The 24,484-nt window shown below is 36.6% G+C and carries 22 protein-coding genes; 16 read left to right on the plus strand and 6 right to left on the minus strand.

Translation table 11 applies throughout. The features are described from left to right. Positions 1-8: 8 nt before the first annotated feature. From G5B37_RS06260 to G5B37_RS06275, 4 genes are all read right to left on the minus strand, one after another. Entirely contained in the window at positions 9-890 is an 882-nt protein-coding gene (locus G5B37_RS06260; protein ID WP_164679202.1) for a bifunctional 5,10-methylenetetrahydrofolate dehydrogenase/5,10-methenyltetrahydrofolate cyclohydrolase, read from the minus strand. A gap of 145 nt (positions 891-1,035) precedes the next feature. Further along, a complete protein-coding gene (ffh, locus tag G5B37_RS06265; RefSeq protein WP_164679203.1) occupies positions 1,036-2,364 on the minus strand; it encodes a signal recognition particle protein in 1,329 nt (442 codons plus the stop codon). A gap of 95 nt (positions 2,365-2,459) precedes the next feature. After that, positions 2,460-3,728 (minus strand): DEAD/DEAH box helicase, encoded by a 1,269-nt coding sequence (locus tag G5B37_RS06270; protein ID WP_164679204.1) that lies wholly within the window; start codon positions 3,726-3,728, stop codon positions 2,460-2,462. Positions 3,729-3,872: 144 nt separating this feature from the next. Continuing rightward, positions 3,873-4,718: a DUF4349 domain-containing protein gene (locus G5B37_RS06275; protein ID WP_164679205.1), complete on the minus strand. Its 846-nt coding sequence runs from the start codon at positions 4,716-4,718 to the stop codon at positions 3,873-3,875. Positions 4,719-4,851: 133 nt separating this feature from the next. Here G5B37_RS06275 and G5B37_RS06280 point away from each other — a divergent pair, with 133 nt between their 5' ends. The 15 genes from G5B37_RS06280 to G5B37_RS06350 all read left to right on the plus strand — a co-directional run bounded on the left by G5B37_RS06280 (position 4,852) and on the right by G5B37_RS06350 (position 20,707). Beyond that, entirely contained in the window at positions 4,852-5,757 is a 906-nt protein-coding gene (locus G5B37_RS06280) for a hypothetical protein (RefSeq protein ID WP_164679206.1), read from the plus strand. After that, positions 5,754-6,239, plus strand: coding sequence for a hypothetical protein (locus G5B37_RS06285; RefSeq protein ID WP_164679207.1), 486 nt, complete (start codon positions 5,754-5,756; stop codon positions 6,237-6,239). The genes G5B37_RS06280 and G5B37_RS06285 overlap by 4 nt, the downstream gene beginning before the upstream one ends. Before the next feature lie 36 nt (positions 6,240-6,275). After that, on the plus strand, positions 6,276-7,751 hold the full coding sequence (locus G5B37_RS06290; RefSeq protein WP_164679208.1) for a M28 family peptidase: 1,476 nt from the start codon (positions 6,276-6,278) through the stop codon (positions 7,749-7,751). Beyond that, on the plus strand, positions 7,751-8,161 hold the full coding sequence (locus tag G5B37_RS06295) for a hypothetical protein (RefSeq protein ID WP_164679209.1): 411 nt from the start codon (positions 7,751-7,753) through the stop codon (positions 8,159-8,161). The genes G5B37_RS06290 and G5B37_RS06295 overlap by 1 nt, the downstream gene beginning before the upstream one ends. 139 nt (positions 8,162-8,300) lie before the next feature. Beyond that, positions 8,301-8,831: a hypothetical protein gene (locus G5B37_RS06300; protein ID WP_164679210.1), complete on the plus strand. Its 531-nt coding sequence runs from the start codon at positions 8,301-8,303 to the stop codon at positions 8,829-8,831. Between the two features lie 228 nt (positions 8,832-9,059). Next, on the plus strand, positions 9,060-9,773 hold the full coding sequence (locus G5B37_RS06305; RefSeq protein WP_164679211.1) for a hypothetical protein: 714 nt from the start codon (positions 9,060-9,062) through the stop codon (positions 9,771-9,773). A gap of 30 nt (positions 9,774-9,803) precedes the next feature. Beyond that, on the plus strand, positions 9,804-10,349 hold the full coding sequence (locus G5B37_RS06310; RefSeq protein ID WP_164679212.1) for a hypothetical protein: 546 nt from the start codon (positions 9,804-9,806) through the stop codon (positions 10,347-10,349). A gap of 99 nt (positions 10,350-10,448) precedes the next feature. Continuing rightward, positions 10,449-10,985 (plus strand): hypothetical protein, encoded by a 537-nt coding sequence (locus tag G5B37_RS06315; protein WP_164679213.1) that lies wholly within the window; start codon positions 10,449-10,451, stop codon positions 10,983-10,985. Between the two features lie 34 nt (positions 10,986-11,019). Continuing rightward, the gene (locus G5B37_RS06320) at positions 11,020-12,990 is read left to right on the plus strand and encodes a sensor histidine kinase (RefSeq protein ID WP_164679214.1); all 1,971 of its coding nucleotides are present in this window, start codon (positions 11,020-11,022) and stop codon (positions 12,988-12,990) included. Between the two features lie 112 nt (positions 12,991-13,102). Further along, on the plus strand, positions 13,103-15,118 hold the full coding sequence (locus G5B37_RS06325; protein ID WP_164679215.1) for a tetratricopeptide repeat-containing sensor histidine kinase: 2,016 nt from the start codon (positions 13,103-13,105) through the stop codon (positions 15,116-15,118). Further along, positions 15,115-15,756 (plus strand): response regulator, encoded by a 642-nt coding sequence (locus tag G5B37_RS06330; RefSeq protein ID WP_164679216.1) that lies wholly within the window; start codon positions 15,115-15,117, stop codon positions 15,754-15,756. Before G5B37_RS06325 ends, G5B37_RS06330 begins: the two co-directional genes overlap by 4 nt. Before the next feature lie 10 nt (positions 15,757-15,766). Beyond that, positions 15,767-16,456, plus strand: coding sequence for a hypothetical protein (locus G5B37_RS06335; protein ID WP_164679217.1), 690 nt, complete (start codon positions 15,767-15,769; stop codon positions 16,454-16,456). A 226-nt stretch (positions 16,457-16,682) separates the two neighbouring features. Continuing rightward, complete coding sequence (locus G5B37_RS06340; protein ID WP_164679218.1) at positions 16,683-17,192, plus strand: RNA polymerase sigma factor; 510 nt, start codon at positions 16,683-16,685, stop codon at positions 17,190-17,192. Between the two features lie 55 nt (positions 17,193-17,247). Beyond that, entirely contained in the window at positions 17,248-18,159 is a 912-nt protein-coding gene (locus G5B37_RS06345) for a FecR family protein (protein WP_164679219.1), read from the plus strand. 34 nt (positions 18,160-18,193) lie between these two features. Continuing rightward, complete coding sequence (locus tag G5B37_RS06350; RefSeq protein ID WP_164679220.1) at positions 18,194-20,707, plus strand: TonB-dependent receptor plug domain-containing protein; 2,514 nt, start codon at positions 18,194-18,196, stop codon at positions 20,705-20,707. On the opposite strand, the gene argS is transcribed toward G5B37_RS06350, so the two are convergent. Continuing rightward, positions 20,708-22,489: an arginine--tRNA ligase gene (gene argS / locus G5B37_RS06355; protein ID WP_164679221.1), complete on the minus strand. Its 1,782-nt coding sequence runs from the start codon at positions 22,487-22,489 to the stop codon at positions 20,708-20,710. Positions 22,490-22,684: 195 nt separating this feature from the next. Continuing rightward, on the minus strand, positions 22,685-22,888 hold the full coding sequence (locus G5B37_RS06360; protein WP_164679222.1) for a hypothetical protein: 204 nt from the start codon (positions 22,886-22,888) through the stop codon (positions 22,685-22,687). 113 nt (positions 22,889-23,001) lie between these two features. Between G5B37_RS06360 and G5B37_RS06365 the strand changes: the two genes are divergently transcribed. Continuing rightward, the gene (locus G5B37_RS06365; protein ID WP_164679223.1) at positions 23,002-24,426 is read left to right on the plus strand and encodes an SDR family oxidoreductase; all 1,425 of its coding nucleotides are present in this window, start codon (positions 23,002-23,004) and stop codon (positions 24,424-24,426) included. The last annotated feature ends 58 nt before the right edge of the window (positions 24,427-24,484 follow it).

Here is a 24,484-nt window from a genome sequence, read left to right on the forward strand (position 1 = left end):
GGTTTATTTTATGCACCTGCACGTTGCTCTCGTGCCAAAAGTGTGTTTTTTAGCAACATAGCAATAGTCATTGGTCCTACACCTCCAGGAACGGGAGTAATGAAGCTTGCTTTTTTACTTACATTTTCAAAATCTACATCGCCAACAATTCTGTATCCTTTTGGAGCACTTTCGTCGTCTACACGCGTAATTCCTACATCTATAACCACAGCATCATCACGTACCATTTCAGCTTTTAAGAAATTAGGCACTCCCAAAGCCGATATTACGATATCTGCTTGGCTAATAATTTGGGTTATATTTTTAGTATTGCTATGTGTTAATGTAACTGTGCTATTACCTGGCCAACCTTTTCTACTCATTAAAATACTCATTGGGCGGCCTACAATATGGCTTCTTCCAATAACAACAGTATGTTTACCTTTGGTATCTACATCGTACCGCTCTAACAACTCCAAAATTCCGAAGGGTGTTGCAGGAATAAACGTACTCATATCTAGAGCCATTCGACCAAAATTTTCTGGATGAAATCCGTCTACGTCCTTACTAGGGTCTACGGCCATTAATACTTTTTGAGTATTTATTTGCGGAGGTAAAGGTAATTGAATGATGAATCCGTCGATAGCATCATTTGTGTTGAGCTCTTGAATTTTATGAAGCAGCTCTATTTCACTGGTAGTATGTGGCAATCGTACCATGGTAGACTCAAAACCTACACGTTCGCAAGCACGCACTTTACTCCCTACGTACGTAAGACTGGCTCCATCGTCACCAACAATAACGGCCGCTAGGTGCGGAACCTTTTCATTATTGGCTTTCATTTTATCGACTTCGACCTTAATTTCGTTCTTAATGTCGTTGCTTACTTTTTTGCCATCCAATAAAACCATACTGCCTTCTTATTTTTGATTCGTCAATAAACTGCTTTCATTATAAAAAACCCACGAGGTTTCTAACGAGCCATATCTTTTAAACCTTTAAGGCTTCCCATGGCTTTATTAATTCATATTTTACAATGGCATCTCGTACGTTTAACTAGCGCATTTTCCCCATTGCCTGCATCATTTTTCTGCCGCCACCGCCTTGCATCATCTTCATCATTTTGCTCATTTGGTTAAATTGCTTTAATAGTTGGTTGACTTCCTGTACCGAAGTACCGCTTCCTTTAGCAATTCGTTTCTTACGGCTGCCATTTATAACTGCTGGAGTACTTCTTTCTTCGGGCGTCATACTATGTATAATCGCTTCAATACCTTTAAATGCATCGTCATCGATATCAACATCTTTTAAGGCTTTTCCCGCACCAGGAATCATCCCGATAAGGTCCTTCATGCTACCCATTTTCTTAACCTGCTGGATTTGCTTGATGAAATCGTCGAAACCAAATTGGTTCTTTGCAATTTTTTTCTGAAGTTTTCTTGCTTCTTCCTCGTCAAACTGTTCTTGTGCTCTTTCAACCAAAGACACTACATCTCCCATTCCAAGAATACGATCTGCCATACGTGCTGGGTGAAAAACGTCAATAGCGTCCATTTTTTCGCCCGTACCTATAAACTTAATAGGTTTATTTACGACACTCTTAATCGAAATAGCGGCACCACCTCGGGTATCACCATCTAGTTTTGTTAGCACAACACCTTCAAAATTAAGGCGATCATTAAAGGCTTTAGCAGTATTTACAGCATCTTGCCCTGTCATAGAGTCTACAACAAATAATGTTTCATCTGGCGTTATAGCCGCATGCACATTCGCAATTTCTGTCATCATTGCTTCATCTACAGCAAGACGTCCCGCCGTATCAACAATAACCACATTATGTCCATTTTGCTTGGCATGAGCAATAGCATTTGTAGCAATTGCAACTGGGTCCATATTGCCTTCTTCACTATATACCTCTACCCCTATTTGCTCACCCACAACATGCAATTGATTAATCGCCGCAGGACGATACACATCACAAGCTACCAACAATGGTTTCTTAGTTTTCTTGGTCTTTAAGAAATTTGCGAGTTTTCCAGAGAAAGTAGTTTTACCACTACCTTGTAAACCAGACATTAAAATAACACTTGGTGATCCCTTAAGATTAATCCCTGCTGTTTCGCCCCCCATAAGTTCGGTGAGCTCATCTTTTACAATTTTCACCATTAATTGGCCTGGTTGTAACGTTGTAAGTACGTCTTGCCCCAGTGCCTTTTCTTTTACGCGATTGGTAAATTCTTTGGCAGTTTTAAAATTTACATCGGCATCTAGCAATGCACGGCGTACTTCTTTTAAAGTTTCTGCTACATTTACTTCGGTAATGCTTCCGTGTCCCTTTAAGACGTGAAGCGCTTTATCTAACTTATCACTAAGATTATTAAACATGTTCTGGTGTTATTTTAAGAGTGGCAAAGATACAAATTGGCGGGCTTTTAACAAAGTGAGTGCTTGACTAAAACTATGAAGTTCTTCGTTTTAATTTATCTATTATTTCGCCTAGAATTTCTTCTACTGCCACTACTACTTTTTGTCTTGTTTTTGTTTCCAGCATTTTGTCTACCTCTTTGATTTGCTGCCTTGTTTGCAGCTTTTTTATCGAGTACATCTTGTAAATTTTCGGTGACTTCAAACCCTTCCAAGGTTTCTTGGTTAAGTCGTTCACCTAGTAATTTTTCTATGCCCTGCACATATTCAAATTCATCTACGCTTACAATGCTAATTGCTTGTCCGCTCGCGCCCGCTCTTCCAGTTCGACCAATGCGGTGTACGTAGTCTTCAGGAATGTTAGGAAGTTCGTAATTAATAACATGAGGCAGTAACGGTATATCTAATCCGCGCGCCGCAATATCTGTTGCCACAAGTACTCTTACTTTTCCACTTTTAAAGTTTGCTAATGCTTTAGTTCTGGCGCCCTGACTTTTGTTTCCATGAATGGCGGCAGAAGTGATTTTTGCTTTATCTAGTTTTTGCGCTAGTCTGTTAGCACCATGCTTCGTTCTTGTAAAGATTAATACTTGCTGCCAATCTCCTTCAGAAATTAATTTTATAACCAACGCCGTTTTACTAGACTTGTTAGTTTTATAAATTAACTGATCTACTTTTTCTGCTGTAGTATTTTCAGGAGCAGCTTCAACCATTACTGGGTTATTTAAAAAACTACCTGCAAGTTTTTTAATTTCTTTTGAAAAAGTAGCTGAAAACAATAAGTTTTGTCGTCTTTTTGGAAGTAGTGCCAGTATCTTGTTAATATCACGAGCAAAACCCATGTCTAACATTCTATCTGCTTCATCTAAAACTAAAAACTCTACATTTTTGAGAGAAAATACACCTTGACTATGTAAATCGAGTAGCCTCCCTGGGGTTGCAACTAAGATGTCTACACCTTGTCTTAAAGTACGTATTTGTGGATTTGCATTAACGCCACCAAAAATTACTGTAGAACGTATGTCTACATGTTTAGAGTACGTTTTCACATCTTCTAAAACCTGCGCTGCTAACTCTCGTGTAGGGGTGAGTACCAAAGCACGTACAGGTCTTTTATGCATACGTTGGGCTCCTGTTAGTTTTTGGAGCATTGGTAATGTAAAGCCAGCCGTTTTTCCGGTTCCGGTTTGGGCAGAGGCTAAAACATCTCTGCCTTCAAGTATTTTAGGAATGGCTTTTTGTTGAATTGGGGTTGGCGTATCGTATCCTTTTTCGCTAATTGCTTTTAGCAGGGCATCAGACAGCCCTAAACTTTTAAATGACATAGAGGGTATTTCAGAAGTAACATAAGTATATAGGCGTTACTTCATTGTGAATAGCAAAGGTACGGCTAATTTATTGGCGTAGCTATTTTAAGTAAAAAGCCTCGTACTTGCAATAAAGTAGACAAGTACAAGGCTTCTCTTCATTTATTTCTTTTTCAATTTACTTCGTAAGAATAGTACGAGTAAGATGATTACCAAAACTACTGGCCAGATATGAATTAATCCTAGTATAATAGTTTCGATTAATTCCCAACCAAAGCTAAATCCATTTCCAGCTTTGTCGAAGAATGTCTTGGTATAACTTTCAGGTTCTTCTTTATACTCAACACTCTCAAACAAATCTATTTGTACTGTACTGTAAGAAACTTTATTCCCTAAATACTTCAAGCGTCCCTGTGCAGCTTCTATCTCTTCCTGCAATCTGCGTAATTTTTCTTCAGTTGCTAAAATGTCTTCAACAGTCTTAGCGTTTTTTCGAAGTATTTCTTCATAGCGTTTTTTTACTTCAAGCTTCGTTGCTAAACGTGTTTCAATGTCTAGGTATTCTTCAGTAACATCTTGTGTAGTAATGTTTTCAAACTCGGTAAATAAGGCAACACTGGCAATACTATCTAAAAGTGCATCGAAATGGGCATTTGGTATTTTAATTGTAAATCTATTTTGTTTTTCATACAGGTTATTTTCAAACCTAAGGTCACTAATGTAACCATTGTATTGCTGTGCCATTGCCTTCACTTTTGCAGTAGCCAACTTTACATTTTTCACTTTGTAACGTGCCGAAGCCGACTTAATTATTTTTAAATCGATTGGGGTATCCAACGTTTTTTTGTCATCCGTATTTTCTTCTACGGCTTGGTAACTTTCTGTAACGTCTACAGGCTCCATAGCGAAGTCTTCTTTGTATGACGAATTTTGACAGCCAACTAATACGGAAATGCATAGTGCTGCCACTATTAATTTAAAACTGAACTTTCTGTTAGGAGTCTTCATAATTTTATATTTTTAAAGATTATGAAACAAACCTACTGCGTCTTTCAAAGAGGCCGCTGTAAAACACTTGTAAGCGTTTTGTAAACTATTTTACATTTTACAAGTAGTTGATTTTCAACTTTATAAAAACAAATTGACCGAAGCTAATCTGCATCATTTTAATTTACTGAAAGAGAAAGTTGCAACGACTTTCTTAGAAGATAACCACGCACCAAAGCGAATTAGTGAGTGGAAGGGAGAGGCTATTACCGCCTTTCAGGAAGATCTTTTTAGCAAAACAAAGGGACGTATTTCTGAGAAATCTTTTTATACATACTTTAAAAACAAGCCTAAGAATCTACCTAGAATAGATATCCTAAATTTATTGAGTCAGTATGCTGGGTATGCAAATTGGCATCAATTTAAGGATGGTAATGTAGGGTTGGTTGAAGAAAAAGAAGACAAGAAAAAAAAGGGCTTTCCGCCCGTTCTTTGGTTGGCTATATTCATTCCTATTGCTACCATGTTTATTGTTATGATGAATCAAAAAAACACCTTCACTTTTTGCATGGTAGACGAAGACCAAGGTGAGGTAATTTCAGAAAATATAATAGATATTAAAGTGCTACAATCTGGACAGTCTCCAGTATATACAAAAACAGACAGCGCAGGATGTTTTACCTATAAGACAAAAGACGAAAAAATAACGTTTGTAGTTCAATCGCCGTATTATAAAACAGACACTGTAACCCGAAGTATTGATGCTAATGATACGAAAATGGTGAAATTACGGGTAGACGACTATACCTTAATGCTGAAATATTACAGCACAAGTAATTTTAAGGATATTGAAAAACGCCGTAAGCAGTTAGAACAGCTAATAGCCGCCCAAGCCGAAATCTATCAAGTTTATCCCAATAACGAAGGGATTGAATTATATTCAAAAAACGATTTTATCCAAAAGCTTACGATCCCAACAAGCGCACTTAAAAACATCCAAATACTCAACAAAACGTATGAAAATGGTAAGATTGTGAAACTTAAATTTATAGTAAAATGAAACAGCTAACTTTCGTATCTATTTTCGCAATTCTTTTTGGCTGTAGCAACATGGCTAGCGATAAAGAAGCTGCCACAAGCGATGTTGCTGAAACATTAGAAGAAACCCAAGCATTTCGTGTAGATGAAGCGTTCGACTATGCCACTATAACCCAACAGAAGTTACAGGAATATATAGACTTACAACTACTTAAAAATGAGCACCCAGAACTGGCTAAGACAATTGCACCTCAACTTCAAAAGTTGCTAAAAGATTCAATTGCTCTTCCTAAAAATCAAGATTCTTTAGTTGTAAAAAATTTAAGTCCGTTAGGAACTTTGCTCACCGTAAACGATACCCTTCGGCAACAGAAATTTAGCTTTGCACTTGCATCAAATACATTTTTTAAAACAGATACGCTTATTGCAAATATTAGCACGATGACTCGTCAAGTTCATGGTGAAGATGTGGTAGTAAACAAAGTGTATTTCAGCAAACAATAACTTAATAACTGTACCTTTAAACATTAAATACGTCTTATGAAAACAATCTTCACATGCTTATGCACCTTAGTATTTGTCGCTACATTTGGGCAAGAAAAACAGAAAGTAGAGAACACGATTTCTAAATCTAAAATTGAGGGCCATATTTACTACTTGGCCGACGATCTGTTTAAAGGACGCGAAACTGGAACTCCAGAAAATAAATTAGCGGCTTCTTATCTTGCAAATACACTTCGTAGTTATGGTGTTAAACCCAACCCCAAAACAAACACATACTATCAGCAAATTCCGCTCATAAAAAATACGCCACCAAACAACATATCGCTAACCATTGGCGGGCAAACGGTAAAGAGCAAAGTAGCTTTAAATGCGGTGCCTATAGAGTATAATGGAGAAGCTGTTTATTTAAATTATGGTCTAGAATCAGATTACAAAGACCAAGATGTAAAGGGCAAGGTTGTAATTGTTAAAGGAGGTAGTGAAGAAAAAAAAGATGCACGTGGAGCTTTCGGACTTATAAAGAGAAAACGAGAAATTGCTGAAACTGCAGGTGCTATTGCCATCGTAGAACTACTTAACAGCGAGGACCAAATATGGGGGTTTATCTCTCATAATTTTGACGCTCCCTCTTTAGAGTTGGGTGAAATTAAAAATAGCCAACTTAAAACAGAAGGTATAAGTCATATATGGACCCAAGATATAAGCCATGAATTTGCCACTACAATTGCCTCTAAAAGAGCGTTGGGTGCTACAATAAAAATGAGTGGTTCAAAAAAAGAACAAGTTACTTCTCAAAATGTAATTGGTATCGTAGAAGGTACAGATCCTAAACTTAAAAATGAATATATTATTTATTCTGCCCATTACGACCATGTTGGCATTGGGACGCCAGACGCTACTGGAGACACTATTTATAATGGGGCGAGAGACAATGCGGTAGGCACAACTACTGTACTTAGCATGGCAGAGAATTTAGCAAAGTACCCAACGAAGCGCTCGGCGCTCTTTATTTTGTTTACAGGTGAAGAAAAGGGACTTTTGGGGAGTGAATATTATGTTGCCAACCCTGTGCTGCCACTAAACCAAATGGTGTACTGTTTTAATAGTGACAACGGCGGGTATAACGATATCACAAAGGCCACAATCATTGGCCTACCTAGAACTACCGCTACTAAACATATTACATCGGCAGCAACTGTTTTTGGACTTACTGCTATAGATGACCCGGCACCAGAGCAAGGCCTTTTTGACAGGAGCGATAACGTTCATTTTGCAGCAAAGGGAATACCAGCACCCACATTTTGTATGGGTTTCACTTCTTTTGATGGTGAAGTAACAAAATACTACCACCGACCAGGAGATCATGCAGAAAGTTTAGATTTTGATTATTTACTTAAATTTTTTAAGGCGTATGTATTGGCTGGGCGAACTATTGCAAATGATCCTGTAACCCCATTTTGGACCGCAGGTGATAAATATGAAGCCGCAGGTAAAAAATTATACAACCGATAATGCGAAGGCTTATCCTACTTTTATGTCCCCTCTTGTTCTTCGTAATAAGTTGTGGTGTAACCAAAAAGACAGACGCAATGGTGAGATATGCAGACCAGAATAACAATCAATATATTATTACTAGTTCCACCTTTGAGTATAAACCTATTACTGAAAAAGAAAGTTCTTCAGGGACGTATAATGGCGGTGTACCTATTTCAAAAGCTATGACTTCGGAAACTTTTAGCCCGGTACTGCAATTAGCACAAGAAATTCTCTCTAATGCTCCAAAAGATGTACGTCGTGAAATGCTGACTACCATATTGTCGGTTTCAACAGACGGAATTTCCCAGAGAGCTACACTTAAAAAGAGTAAAAAGAGAGCTGCTTTTGAAGCACTACTTCAGGAATTGCGCAATTCTTCAGAATAATTTTTCCTATTATATTTCTAAAATTTGTAGGAAAAAGCACCATTTAACAGAAATCATATAATTTACAGTTCTCACAGATTTCTTTGATAGTGAAACCATTATAGCGTTATAGTTTTGAAGTGAATTAAAACCTCACATCATGAAAACACTATACACAATCATCTGTACAATTTTACTTTCTACGACCATTTCGGCTCAAGAATGTAGTGAAGATTTTAAACAAGTAGAGGGACTTTGGAACAAACTCACGTTAGAAAATGCTCTTAACGACCCAGAGAGCATGACATCAGAATTTGATGCATTAAAAGGAAACCTTACCAAATCTTTAGGCAATCTTAGTTTAAAGGGAAATGCTCCTAAGTTTTTACCAACCAGCGGCAAGGTTAAGAAAGGCTCATTAAAGAAGAATAAAAAGAGAACCTACGTAACATACATGGCCCCTAGAGAACGTATTGAAATAAATATTGCCAGTACTCAAAGTTTGGCGGGCTTAGAGGTGGTAGTCTGTTCTCACACTAAGAGCAACATGACCCAAAATCTAGACAGCCATACGTTTATTGCTGGAGAATCTAGCAAGAGTTTTACATTAGAAAATGTAAAGGGAAAAGTACTTAGTGTCTCACTAAAGAATTCTGGAGCAAAAGCACCATTTACCATAGTTGCAAAATAGTACGCAAGCAACTATTTCTAAAAATACGAAGTGTCTTGGTGACTCACCAAGACACTTTTTTTTATTCTCTAAAATACTGAAATACAATACGCTACATGAATTCTGAGCACACTACATGAAATCATAGATTTTAGTTTCCTAGTCGTTTTCTTTGATACTGAAGCAAATATGTCAACCTACTTTAGCAGTATCAAAAAAGTAATCATTTAACCTAATATTTTTTAAATCATGAAAAATTACATCAACACTCACATGAAAACCATCGTACTAGCACTTGCTTTAGTATTCGTTGGTATGACAACAAGCGCACAAACTTGTACAAGCACACTTAAGTCAAGATCAGGTACAGTTATGGCTGCTGGACCAGCTAAAATCACATTCACCGCCACCTCTAATTCGGTTCGTGTATCTATTAACAAAACAGGTGGTAAGGCAAAAACTACCGTAAACATTTATGCAAATGGAAGTTTTAAAGATCGTATCATCTTTGAAAATGGTCGCGACACACCTACGAAGGCTAAAACAATACCTGGAGTTTTAGGAAAAACCATTCGTGTAGATATTGTAAACCAATCGGTAGGTAACAAGTTTAAGTATAGTATGCAAGCTACAGGTAGCACTAGTAACCTTGCTGTTGGAGGTAAAAAAACAGGACGACTTCTAGGAAACCAAAAGAAAACGATAGAAACTAGATCTTCTTGTACAAACAAAACTAAAGTAACTATTAAGAGAACAGCTGGAAAAGCTAGAGGTACTGTAAGAGTATGGAAGAAAGTAGGATCTTCTTGGGTAGAACACTCAAGCAATACTTTCGAAAGAAGTCAGCCAAGAAACGAGATGGTTCTTAACCTAAATGGAAACCACAAGTTTAAAATAGAATTAAAGAACATTTCCATAGGAAACACCTTTAGCTATTCTATGGATGCAAAAGTTAGAAACTAAAATAAATTAATAACTATTAAATTAAATATCATGAAAAAAGTAATCATATTGTTCAGTATTGCAGTGTTCGCTTTCACGTTTTCTGCCGAAGCACAAAACTGTAACCAAGGTGCCAAACTAGCAAAAGCTGCATGGCAAAAATACGGCCCATGGAAACCAAACATCACTTTAAATCCGTTTAAAGCTTCTATTAGACCCTTAAAAAATGGATGGAACTGGATTGCCTCTAACGGAGGAGCAAATATTGGACCTCGTTATTTAGAAATTGACGGTGGTAACGAAACTGGAAGTATTACTGGACAAACGAAAAGGACCTTTATCACACACCCTTCGTTTAACAATAATGTAAAACTAACCATTAATAAGTATGATGGTAGAGCAAAAACAGGCGTTGTAATCTGTGTACAAGGAAAAGATGGTGTAACTACCCAAAAAACATCATACATCTTTCCCAACGACAGAAACGGAAAGGATAAAGTCTTTAATCTTAGAAACGTAAAAGGAAAGATTATTATCGTTTCTATGAAAAACCAGTCGGTAGGTAATAAGTTTAAATACCGTATCAAGGCTGAGTAGACATTGTTCATTACGCATGCTACAATTACTAAGGGGCTGGTCTAGTTGGCGGCCCCTTTTACCACAACATAACTTCACACTAATTTAAAAGCATTTCTCATGAAAACCATACTCACACTTTTATTAACAATTCCAATATTTACTTGCATGGCACAACCAAAAGTCTCTGAAATTAAACCAGTTCCAAACGGTGAAATTTCTTACGTGGCTAACTTAAATGAAGGCGTTATTCTAGACGATCTATCTTGGGCATGGAGCAGCCAAAATGCTTGCTTCCCAGAAACACAAAAGAAAAAATTTACGGGCAAACACGTTTTCTTTACCGGCATTATACCAAAGTACAGTGAAATGGAGGTAACGGTGATCCCTAAAGACAAAACTAAAAACTTTAGTATCTACGCGTATGAAATTGGCGTAGATAATATGCGATTAGTCCCAGATTTAGACAGATGTATTCGCTGCGAAGCAGGACACAAATGGGACCGCCCCGTACGAGGAAAAACCCAAGATCACACAAGAAAAGTAACCAACCTTGTGGCAATCAATCGCCCTTATAGAGTAGTAATTGGCGTAACAGGTGCCGATGGGTTAAGTGAAGGTGATTTTACATTACAGGTAAGCATGAAAACTAGATAAGTACTATTCTCAATAAAATAGTTATCTTTTGATAATGAAAAGTAAGATTCAACGTATTTTATTTTTAATCGGGTTGATGTGTTTTTTAGCACCTCAACCCTATTCTTTGTTAGCTCAAGACTTCGGAAAACCATATATAGATAGTGTATTAAAAGCTGTAAAGAAGCAAACACAGAAAGACAAACGTGTATCTTTCTTTCATTTAGGAGACACGCTTGTATTAAAAAATGCACCCGAACAGGCAACAGCACTATTTCAATATTTCTTTCAGAAAGACACGACCGATTTTGCTAAACTCATAATGTACGAAGGGTATTCTCGAAATTTATCTAGAAGTGGGTATTTAGACGAAGCCATTATATTAAAACAGGAAGGGATTGCCCTAGCCAAGAAGTTTGAGGATGAGAGACGGTTTATCTTTTATAATATCAGCTTGGCATACTCTTATGATCAGAAAAACAAGCCAGATCTAGCTCTTGAATATCTTAACCAAATTGAAAGTTTATTAGCAAAAGAAGAAAACAAAGCTCAATTAACCAGCTTTTACGATGCGAAGGCCTCAGTTTATAATTCTTTAAAAGATTACGACACCCAGGAAGAATGCCTTTTAAAAATATATGAGTTGGTTAAAGACATGCCAAACGTTCCTAAGAAGAGATTTCATTTATACATGATACTCGATTTCTACACACAAGTAGATAAACCCGAACAACTGGCAAAATTTACACAAATTTTATATGAACATTACGAGGATGCTCGCACCAACACACCCGCCGGACATATGCCCATTGAAGCATTATTTAAGCGTAGGTTGAGCATAGAAAATGTGCCGTTGTTAAAAAAAACCATTCAAATTAGCGATAGTCTCAATAATATAAATTCTTACGTTTCTACCACCATCGCGCTATCTAATATTTTCAAGGCTAACGGCACACCAGAGAAAGGCGTTGTGTATTTAAAGAATGCCGTTGCAAAGCTGAAAAAAGTAGAAAAACCATCGCACCTTATAGACCTATATACTACACTAGCCACAACTAGCGCATCCGCAAACAATTTTAAGGATGCTTATAACTACAAGATGTTGCAGGTATCGTTACAGGATAGTGTGACTTCTGAAAATATGCAGCGTAATATTGCTGAAATTGAAATTGAATACGAAACGGAGAAAAAAGAAAGAAAAATTCTTGAACAACAACTAGAACTCGAAAAACAAAGTAGACAAAAAAACCAAATACGCAATGGTCTCATTATTTTGGGAATAGGTGCAATTGGATTGTTAATCTTCTTTAGAAACCGATTAAAATATCAGAAAACAATAGCACAGCAAACACAATCTCTCCAAGCTCAAAAAATTGTTGAACTTCAGCAAAAAAACAAATTACTTGCCTTAAACAGTATGATTGAAGGACAAGAAGCAGAACGACTTCGTATTGCAAAAGACCTTCACGATAGCTTAGGCGGATTGCTAAGTACGGTAAAAGCACATTTTACGAGTATTCAGAACGAAATAGAGCAAATAGAAAAAATAAATCTCACTAAAAAGACCAATAAGCTTATAGACGAAGCTGTGGTTGAAGTTAGACGCATTTCGCATAACATGATGCCACACGCCTTAAGTTTGTCTGGCTTGAAAGGAGCGGTAGAAGATCTCGGGCTTCAACTACAAGAAGAAGGCTATACAACAACGGTGGAGTTAATCAATATTCCAGAAAAAATAGATCCAACAAAAGAGGTAATGCTTTACAGATTATTACAAGAATTACTTAGTAATATTAGAAAACATGCTGAAGCAAAAGAAATAACGCTTCAGATAGTCGGGCATAAAGACATGGTAACATTACTAGTAGAAGATGATGGAAAGGGATTTACATATGAAGACCAACTTGGTAATGAAGGAATTGGGTTAAAAAGCATTAACAGCCGCGTAAATTATTTAGACGGAACCATAGATTGGGATTCAGAAATTGGTAATGGAACTTCAGTTTCTATATCAATTCCATTGTAATTTTGTAGGAAAACCACCTCTATGAATTCATATAGTTTTCTAAGCTCGCAGAATTCATACTTAACAAGAATACCAGCATACGTACCTTACATACCAACAAAACTAGCCCTACATGTTTGCGTTACCCACCAATAAAACAATAGTTTTTTCATTAGTATTCATGTTCTTCGGGACAAGCTTTTGTTTAGCACAGAGACAGCCATTAACCAAAGCCAAGATAGATTCTATTCTGGCTGTATCTGATACCATGCCAAAAGACATGAAACTAATTCAGTTACTTGTCTCTAGTGCTGGTAAAAATCGCTATATAAAACCCACCCGTACCTTAATTACTAAAGCCATTGCTATTTCAGAAGAAGTAGGTAATAATGAGATGAAGGCTAACTCATATTACTCTATGGGTAACTATCATTATTTTAATGCAAAATTAGACTCTGCTACATACATGCTTGATAAAGCACTCACCTTTGTAACCGAGAATGAACTACCGTTTATTAGGTCTAGTGTCTTGGCTACCAAGGGCGGAATTTCGAGCCAAAAAGATGCTGTTTCACAATCTATTGTGTATACCATGCAGGCAAGAGAAATATTAGACAAGCTAGACACTTTACAACTTACTGAAAGCTTAAAAAAGAAGCGAAGGGGACAAAGTTTTGTATTGGCAAACGCACTTGCAAATTTATATAACAAAGTAGAAGATTTTGAAACTTCTCTTGTTTATTACGACATCGCTAATGAAGCCGCCATGGCCATGGGAGATGCTAATGCCGCAGGGGTGATTATTAGCAATAAGGGTAACTTATTGTTAAAAATGAACCGGAAAGAAGAGGCCTTAGACGCCTTAGCAAAAGGAAAAGACTTAAAATTAAAGGCTGGGGCACCAGAAACCTCTATTGCAATGTCTAACCTTAATATTGGAGCCGTACTCATAGAATCGAATAGAGACGATGAAGCTCTGAAATCACTCAATGAAGCTTTAGCCATTTTCGAAGCAAAAAATTATACTGCTGGAATTGCAGAAACACTTCCACACCGAGGAACATTGTACAACAAACAAGGCAAACATGACCTTGCAATAGCAGATTGCGAGAAGGCTAAAACCTTAATTGATGCTATAAAAGTTCCGGAACTCATGTCTGCAGCATGTGAGTGTCTATATGAAGCATACCAAAAGAAAGGAGAATTTGAAAAAGCTTTAATCAATTTTAAAAAATATACAGTAGCTAGAGATTCTGTAATTAATGAAAAAAATATTAAACAGCTCACGCAAATTGAAATGCAATACGATTTCAATAAGCAACAAGAAGAGCAAGAACGTATTCTTCAAAATGAGAAACGACTAAAAAGAAATATACTTGCTGGCTTAATCACTTTGGCAGTTTTTTCAATTGTTATTATCTTGTTCTTAAGGAAACGCTTACAGTATAAAAATAAGCTGGCATTACAGAGAGAAGCCCTTCAGCAACAAAAAATCACCGAACTACAACAAAGAAACAAACTGGTAGCTATGAATAGTATGATTGAAGGTCAGGAAGCCGAACGTCTTCGTATTGCAAAAGATCTGCACGACAGCCTTGGAGGTTTGTTGAGCACTGTTAAAGCTCATTTTACTACCATTCAAAACGAAATACAACAGTTAGAGGCCTTAGACTTAACAGGAAAAACCAACTCACTTATCGATGAAGCGTGTATAGAAGTGAGGCGTATTTCTCATAATATGATGCCACATGCTTTAAGTATTTCTGGGCTTAAGGGTGCCATAGAAGATCTTGGCACACATCTTCAAGAACAAGGATACAGCGTAACAGTAGAAATCTCTAACCTACCAACTGCCATAGAACCTACCAAAGAAGTAATGATTTATAGATTATTACAAGAAATAATCTCTAACATACGAAAGCACGCTAAAGCAAGTAGCATACTTATTCAACTATTGGGGCATGAAAACGAGGTAAATCTTTTGGTTGAAGACAACGGTAGAGGCTTTAATTATAACGATGCCGTGGCTAAAGGCGGGCTTGGATTAAAAAGCATAAATAGTCGTGTAGCATATCTAGACGGCACCATAGATTGGGATACCCAACCAAACAACGGAACATCATTAACCATTAACATACCTATAGCATGATTAACGTATTTATTGTAGACGACCATAAAATGGTGATAGACGGGATGAAACTCCTTCTTAAAGACGAACCTACTATTAAAGTAGTTGGAACAGCCTTAACTGGCGAAGATGCCTTGGTTGAAATTCCGAAGCAACATGTAGATGTTGTACTTCTGGACATTAACATGCCTGGCATAAATGGCATAGATACATGCAAACAATTATTAAAAGTTCTCCCCGACATTAAAATTGTGGCCATTAGTATGCATAAAGAAAGTAGCTTAATTAAACTAATGCTTAACAATGGAGCAAAAGGATATGTATTAAAAAATGCCGGACAAGACGAAGTAATCGACGCAATAAAATCTGTAAATGAAGGAAAAATGTATCTGGATGATACGGTAAACGAAATTGTTTTAAATAGTGTCCTTAAAAATGGTAACGAAAAAATTACGAGTCCGTTCCCTACCCTCTCTCGCAGAGAAAAAGACGTGCTAAAACTCATTTTAGACGAATGCACAACTCAAGAAATTGCAGACAAGCTCTTTATTAGCTTTGGAACCGTAGAAACACATAGACGTAATATGCTGATAAAAACTGGCGCAAGAAATACTGCAGGTTTGGTTCGCACCTCTATAGAATATGATTTAACTAAATAAACCAGATATCATGAAAAAATTAACCTCTCTTTTTTTACTCGCTATTTTAGTCTGTTCTTGTGCTTCAGAAACCGAAAAAGGCGTATTAGACGACATTGCCACCGTGTACGACGCAGACACCTCATACAGCAAAAGTTTTGTATCTAATACTTCGGAAAAGCGAAAAACTTTTAATGTGGTAATTCAAAATAGTGCCATGATAGACACATTAAAGCCAACCGTTACTACCGCAAACTCTGCACTTATGGTGTACGACGCGCTCACTTCCGAAGAAAAAGAAAACTATACAGATATTGAAGTGTTTTTAATTAATGCTAAAAAAGATACCGCTTCTTTTTATTATCCAATGACTGCCTTGGCCCCAATTAGTAAGAAAGCTAAGGTACATCGTCAATTCTCTGACGCTATTGTAAACAATAATTTTGAAGCACTAAACACTATAAACAAAGCTGTTGAAATTCCTGCAGATTTTGCCATAGGTCTAGAAAACGGAATAAAGCAATTTGAAGCAGACAATGGAAGCCTTAATGGGTATTACACTTTTGGTATTGCAGAAGAACGTGATCAAATAGGCACTATTTATCAGTACCAGGCCTACCTTTTATTTGCTAATGGTACAAAGATAAATTATCTCGTGGTTGTAGATGCTACTGCGGGGAATGACCAGTTGGTAGGATTCAAATTTTTTTCTCGCAATTAAAAAATAAAAAAGCCCATCTCTGAAACAAGATGGGCTTTCACATTAACCAACCGAATTCTGCTTCATAGCAATTCAGTTTATCGCTCTATAAACTAGAACAATGTCTTTAATATTTCAGCAGTAAAGAATGAGATACTTTACCCCTGTAGTATATATAACAAGTACATTGCAAAATTACTACCTCTAAAACATAAACTATTTTTTCTATAAGTTTACAGCGTAATTTATGGAAGAACACAAACATGTTTGCGAAGAGCGTACCTACGACAAAGTCTATAGAGATTATGCCGAGACCATTCGTAATTTTATTTATTATAAATGTGGCGATAAAGATAAAGCAAGCGATATAACGCAAGAAGCATTTATTAAACTTTGGGAAAACTGTAAAAAAGTACCCCCGCAGAAAGCAAAATCTTTTCTTTATACGGTTTCAAATAATCTTTTCTTAAATACGGTAGCACACAAAAAAGTAGTGCTAAAATATGTAGAGAGTCATTTACCAAAAGTTGAAAAACATTCACCTCAGTTCTTATTAGAAGAAAAAGAATATGGCGAACGGTTGCAACAGGCTATTGCCAACCTAACCGAAATTCAACGAACCGCCTTTTTGCTTAGTCGTGTGGAAGGCAAAAAGTATCGAGAAATTGCTGAAATATTAAACATTTCAGAAAAAGCAACAAGCAAACGTATTCACGATGCATTGGAAGCATTGCGAAAAACTGTAGAAAAAATTTAAAAAAAGGGTAGTAAAATGGCTACTTAGCTGTTTTACACCTAGAAAGCAAGATAAAATGGACAAGAACGTACTAGATAAATGGCTTGACGGCACACATACTGCCGAAGAACTTAAAGCGTTGGAACAAGACCCAACCTTTGCCGCCTATCGTAAAATAGATCGTTTCGCTAAACAGATTGAACTACCCCCGTTTGATACTGAAGGCTCCCTTGCGTCTATAAAAGAAAAACTGGCTAACTCCCAGCGCAAAAAACCTAAAGTACGTGTATTACCCGCATTGCTAAAAATTGCTGCGGTCTTAGCTCTAGTACTAGTCTCTTATGTTTTTATTAATGCGCTCCCAACAACAATCAATACACAGCTAGCAGAGACTACTACGCTTACGCTTCCTGATACTTCTGAAATTTTACTTAATGAAAATTCTGAAATTTCATACCAGAAAAATTCTTGGAACGAAAATAGAATGCTCTCGTTAAACGGAGAGGCATATTTTAAGGTAGCCAAAGGCGAGACATTTACCGTAAACACACCTCAAGGAACCATTACTGTTTTGGGAACTCAATTTAATGTTACTGCTACCAATAATACATTTCAGGTACATTGTTATGAAGGCTTGGTGGCTGTGACCTATAATAACGAAACTATTAAACTTCCTGCAGGGAATGGAGTTACTGTTACAAATGAAATATTAGAACAAACCAAGGTATTCGTGAATAAACCAGAATGGCATGGAAACGAAAGTAGCTACGACAATGTGCGCATCACAGATGTTCTTAAAGATTTAGAACAGAACTACAATACCACTGTCTCGACTCAAAATATTGATGTAACTTTACGTTTTACGGGTAGTTACACACATACAGATTTAGAAGCTGCTCTACAAACCATTACCCTTCCTTTGGGATTAACGTATGCTATTGAAAGCGAAGACAGCGTCATTATTTCTACTGCTAAAAACAAAGAATAATAATTCCATTTTTCTGTTGTTTACCCTTTTCTTTATGACTATTTCAGTTGTAGGACAAGAAAGCACAACTACAATCCCTCTCATTAAGGCACTTAAAAAGATTGAAAAATCTTACGATGTAAAGTTTTCTTATAACCGTAGAGATTTAAAATCTATTGAGGTAACCAGTATTCCTGAAACTAAAAATATTGCTGAGGCCTTAAACCACTTATCGGCTGAAGCAGGACTAAAATTTACTCAAATAAAAGAACGCTACATTGCCGTTCAACTTCAAGAACAACAACTTATTACAGTCTGTGGTATTTTAATTGAAACAGAAAGCAGCGTTCCTATTTATGAAGCCGAAATTACAGTGAACAACGTAACGATTATGTCTGATAGCGGTGGTAATTTTAGGGTTACTGAAATTGGAGAAAATGAAAACCTCTCTGTCTATGTAAATGGGTTTCTAGTAAGAACTATTTCGGCTAGAGAATTAAAATCTACAGGTCAATGTCCGTTTATTTATATTTCTCAAGCCTACACCTATCTGCCTGAAGTAATTCTAGATAATTATATTACTAAAGGAATATCAAAAAATATTTCGGGTGCTACCGTTATACAAAATGAAAATTTTGACATCCTACCAAGTCTTATTGAACCCGATGTATTGCAAATTGCACAGGCACTCCCTGGAATAGACAGTGCAGACGAAACAGCCGCCAACCTTAATGTTCGTGGCGGTACTTCAGACGAATTTTTAATCCTTTGGGATGATATCCGAATGTACCAATCTGGACACTTTTTTGGACTCATCTCCGCATTTAACCCTAATCTAACAAAGCATGTTACTATTTATAAAAATGGTACTGCGGCGCGATATGGAGAAGGCGTCTCAGGGGTTATAGCCATGGAATCGTCTTCAGATACTCCTGAACAGTTTCAAGGAGGACTAGGCATTAACCTTACTAGTGCAAATGCCTATGCCGAAATTCCAGCTACAGAAAACTTCTTAATTACAGTCTCCGGACGTACATCTATTAATACTGGCATAGGAAATCCCGTTTACAATGAATTTTTCAGTAAAGTATTTCAGAATACGGTAGTTACCAACCTCCAAAATAATACTATTGAAGGGGAACGAAGCACAGATGAACAATTCAATTTTTTTGACGTCTCTGTAAAAGCACTATGGAAAATCTCTCTAAAAGACGAAGTGAGTTATCACTTTTTAGGCATAGATAATAAGCTACAATTTTCTGAGCGTATCATTTCGCAGAACGTAGGTTCATTAGTTGCAAGCGAATTAGAGCAACAAAACGGAACACATGGCATAAACTACAAGCGCAGTTGGAATCGTAATTTTTCAACAAAGTTCTTGGCCTCAACCAGTAAGTATCTACGCAGTGAGTTTAGCAACGATGTAGATTTAAATCTTTTACAAAGCAATCGCAACGAAGTTGATGAGACAAGCATAAAAATAGACCTTAGATATGCTCCTACCGATGAGTTTCAGGTTTTTGGAGGTTATCAATACACAGACACTGAAATTACAGATTCTAGAGTAAATACTACCAATACTGCTTTACTAAAAACTTCTAATACATTATATGCAAATGCTCTATTTGCAAGTACATCTTTTAAGCTTTTTGAGGGTAAAACAAATATAACTTCTGGTTTACGTTTTACACAGTATCCTAAACTTTCGCAAAGCTTTTTTGAACCGAGACTTCATATAAGTCAAAAGATAAACCCGGCACTGCGGCTTCATATTTCTGGAGAGCTAAAACACCAATCTGTGTATCAATCTGTAAACCTTAGAAACAATTTGTTGGGGGTAGAAACAAAAGATTGGTTGTTGGCAGATCAAACATTAAATCCTATTTTACAAAGTAAGCAGGTGGGCATTGGAGGAAATTTCCGAAGAAAGAATTGGACGCTTACTTCAGAAATTTATTCAAAAGAGGTTACTGGTATACAAACCAAAAATCTTGGTTTCAGAAACCAACTGCAAGATGCTAATTTTACAGGACGTTACAACGTTACTGGTGCCGAAATATCAATTAACAAACGAACCAAACAATGGAATGTCTGGCTGAGTTATGCGCACCAAGACAACTCCTACACCTTTGATAACTTTAATCCGTCATCTTTTAGAAACAATATAGAAAGTAGGCACACTACAACCCTAGCCGCTTCTTTCGACTATAAAGATTTTAGTTTTTCGCTGGGCAATACTCTTAAATCGGGACTACCATACACAACGCCAATAGCAGAAGAACCAATTATTACAACGCTAGAAGGAACTACAATTAATTTTAACGCACCCAATAATGCAAGACTTCCTAGTTATTTTAGGAGCGATTTTTCTGCCTCGTATGCTGTGGATTTAGACGAAACATTTAGTGGTAAAGTGAATATCGCTTTCTTGAATATTTTTAATAGAAATAATGCCTTAGACCGTTATTACGTTTTAGACATAGATGATACAGGCGCGCCAACCTTAAGACGCGTAGATCAATTTTCGCTAGGGTTTACACCTAATATTTCGTTGCAATTATTGTTTTAGCTACATTCTGTTTGGCACTTCAATGCCTAAAACAGAAAAGGCTGTCTTTATTATACTACCAACAGCATCACACAATGCTACTCTAAAGGCAATCTCATCTGCATTTTCAGCGCCAAAAATAGGTACGTTTTGGTAGAAGGAGTTAAATTCTTTTACTAAATCGTATGTGTAATTAGCTACCAGTGCTGGGCTATAATTCTGCGCTGCAAGTTGCACTGTTTCGGGAAACTGCTGAATAATCTTAAGCAACTCCTTTTCCTTTTCGTGTAAAACTAACGACCCGTTTAATTTACTTTTTTCTACTGAATCGGTCTTAGCTTTGCGAAGTATAGATTGAATTCGAGCGTATGTATATTGTATAAATGGTCCCGTATTTCCTTGAAAATCTACACTCTCTTCTGGGTTAAATAAAATTCGTTTTTTAGGGTCAACTTTTAGGATGTAGTATTTTAGAGCACCCAACCCAATAGTTTTATATAACTGGTTTTTTTCTTCTTCTGAAAAATCATCTATTTTACCTAGCTCTTCAGAGATTTTCTTGGCTGTTGCTGTCATATCATCTATAAGGTCATCTGCGTCTACAACCGTACCCTCACGACTTTTCATTTTACCTGAAGGTAAATCTACCATCCCGTAGCTTAGGTGAAACAAATTTTTGGCCCAAGAAAAACCAAGTTTTTGAAGAATCAAGAATAGTACCTTAAAATGATAGTCTTGCTCGTTACCTACGGTATAAATCATTCCGTTGATATCTGGAAAATCTTTAACTCGTTGTATGGCTGTTCCAATATCTTGCGTCATGTAGACTGCTGTACCGTCACTTCTTAATACAATTTTACGATCAAGCCCTTCGTCTGTGAGGTCACACCAGACAGAGCCATCTGGATCTTTCTCAAATACCCCCTTTTCTAGACCCAATTCTATAAAATCTTTACCAAGTAAGTAGGTATCACTTTCATAATAATTCTTATCGAAATTAACTCCAATATTCTCGTAAGTAGCGTCAAAGCCATCATACACCCAACCATTCATTGTTTTCCAAAGTGCAACAACTTCCGGGTCTCCTGCTTCCCATTTACGGAGCATTTCTTGTGCTTCTACCAATATTGGAGCTTGCACTTTCGCTTCTTTCTCTGCTATACCCTGACTAACTAGCGCGCTAATTTCCCTTTTATATTCTTGATCAAATTTCACGTAATAATTACCCACTAGCTTATCGCCTTTAAGGCCTGTAGACTGAGGTGTTTCATTATTTCCATAGCGCTTCCATGCAAGCATGCTTTTACAAATATGAATACCACGGTCGTTAATAATTTGGGTTTTATATACTTTTTTTCCTGCTGCCTTTAATATTTCGGCAACAGAATACCCTAGTAACACATTTCTTATATGTCCTAAATGTAGCGGTTTATTGGTATTAGGAGAAGCGTATTCAACCATCATAGCATCACCCGTGTTAGCTGCTTTTCCGAAGCTACTAAAATCGCCCATAGTATTAAAAAAGTCTACATAATAAGCATCGCTTAAAACGAGATTCAAAAAGCCTTTAACAACATTGAATTTTGATACTTCTGCAACATTTTTTACTAGGTATTGACCAATAGTTTCGCCTATTTGTACCGGATTTCCTTTTACAGAACGTAGCATCGAAAAGACTACAACAGTAATATCGCCTTCAAAATCTTTCCTTGTACCTTGAAACTCAATAGTATCTAAGTTCACTCCGTAAGTATCTTCTACGGCTTTTTTAATATGATGCGATAACGTTTCTTGCAAATCCATGTTGATGTTTTAAGGGTGCAAAGATAGCTATAATTAAGAATGTGTTCGTTACTTATTGTAGTTTCAACAATGCTATGGTAACCATTAATTATTAGAGCGAAAATAGTAAAGCTAGATACGATAAAATGGTATTTAAGTTTCCATTCTTAAAGCAAATTTAGACAGTTTACTCACATCGAATTTCTAACTACCGTTTTATCTTTTTTGCATAAAAGCACCTGCAATAAGCGCTAATACCCCTAAGCCAATCATTGCTAGCGATTGATTGCTAAGTCCTTCGTTGGCGGTAACTTCTAACGGTCCAATATCAAGCACTTCTTTTGGCATAAAGGCATTGTATAAACCAAAGCCTATGAGTACAAGTCCTACAACAACTAATACGGTTTTTAAGATTTTCATGGAGTTGCTTTTTACTCCTATAAAGATACTAAAAGCATATAGAGATGATAAAGTTATGATAAAACTAAATTTTGTTTAATTTTTCGTGACTATCTTTGAACAAAGATGTTATTTTGAAAATTCTACTTACAGGAGCAAACGGTTATATTGGGATGCGTTTACTTCCCTTATTATTGGAGCAAGGGCATGAGGTGGTATGCTCGGTAAGAAATGCTAATAGACTATCTATAAGTGATGACCTTCGAAATAAGATTGAAATTGTTGAAATTGATTTCTTAGATAAGGTAAAGCCTGACGTACTTCCCAGAGATATAGATGCAGCATATTATTTAATTCACTCCATGTCTGCCTCTACAGACGACTTTGATGAAAAAGAGGAACTTTCAGCAAAAAATTTTAACAGCTATTTAGAACAGACACATTGCCAACAAACTATTTATGTAGGGGGTATTGTAAATGAAGAAAACCTTAGCAAACATTTATGGTCTCGAAAAAATGTAGAAGATATTTTATACGAGGGTCCAGGCAACCTTACCGTGTTACGAGCGGCAATTATAGTTGGTAGCGGCAGTGCATCTTTTGAAATTATTCGTGATTTATGCGAAAAGTTACCCATAATGATTACGCCAAAATGGGTAAAAACACGCTGTCAACCTATTGCTATTCGAGATGTACTTACTTGCCTAACCGGGGTGCTAGGCAATACCAATTGTTACAACGAAAGTTTTGATATTGGCGGACCTGATATTTTATCGTATAAACAAATGATGTTGCAATATGCTAAATGTCGTAATCTTAAACTAGCGATAATAGATGTGCCATTTATGTCGCCTAAGCTTTCTTCGTATTGGTTGTATTTTGTTACTTCAACTTCATATAAGCTGGCACTCAACTTAGTAGACAGCATGCGTATTGAAGTAATTACAAAAGACACCCGCTTACAAGAGTTGTTAGGTATAAAGCCTATTTCGTATGTTCAAGCCATCGATTTAGCCTTCAAAAAGATTAAACAAAACCAAGTAGTATCTAGCTGGAAAGACAGTATGGTGAGTGGACGTTTCAGAAAAGATCTTAAAAAATATGTTGAAGTACCTGATAAAGGCTGTTTAAAAGACAAACAAAAAACACAACTTATAGATCCTGAAAAAACATTAGAGAATATTTGGAGTATTGGTGGAACGCGTGGTTGGTACTACGGAAATTGGCTGTGGAAGGTACGCGGTTATTTAGACAAGCTTTTTGGGGGTGTTGGCTTACGTCGTGGTAGAACACACCCCAACAAAATTTACGAAGGAGATAGTCTTGACTTTTGGCGGGTAATACTGGCCGATAAGAAAGAAAAAAGACTGCTTCTATTTGCTGAAATGAAAGTTCCTGGCGAGGCATGGTTAGAATTTGAAATAGACAAGAATAATGTATTGCACCAAACTGCTACATTTAGACCACGCGGATTATGGGGAAGACTTTATTGGTATGCTATGCTACCATTTCACTATTTTATTTTTGCTGGAATGATTAATAGAATAGCCAAAGCCTAATACTACAGGTCCAAAAACAAATACTGTTTTTAAATTTTTCAAACCGTGGTATTTTATA

The sequence above is a fragment of the Rasiella rasia genome, assembly GCF_011044175.1.
Classification (GTDB): domain Bacteria; phylum Bacteroidota; class Bacteroidia; order Flavobacteriales; family Flavobacteriaceae; genus Marinirhabdus; species Marinirhabdus rasia.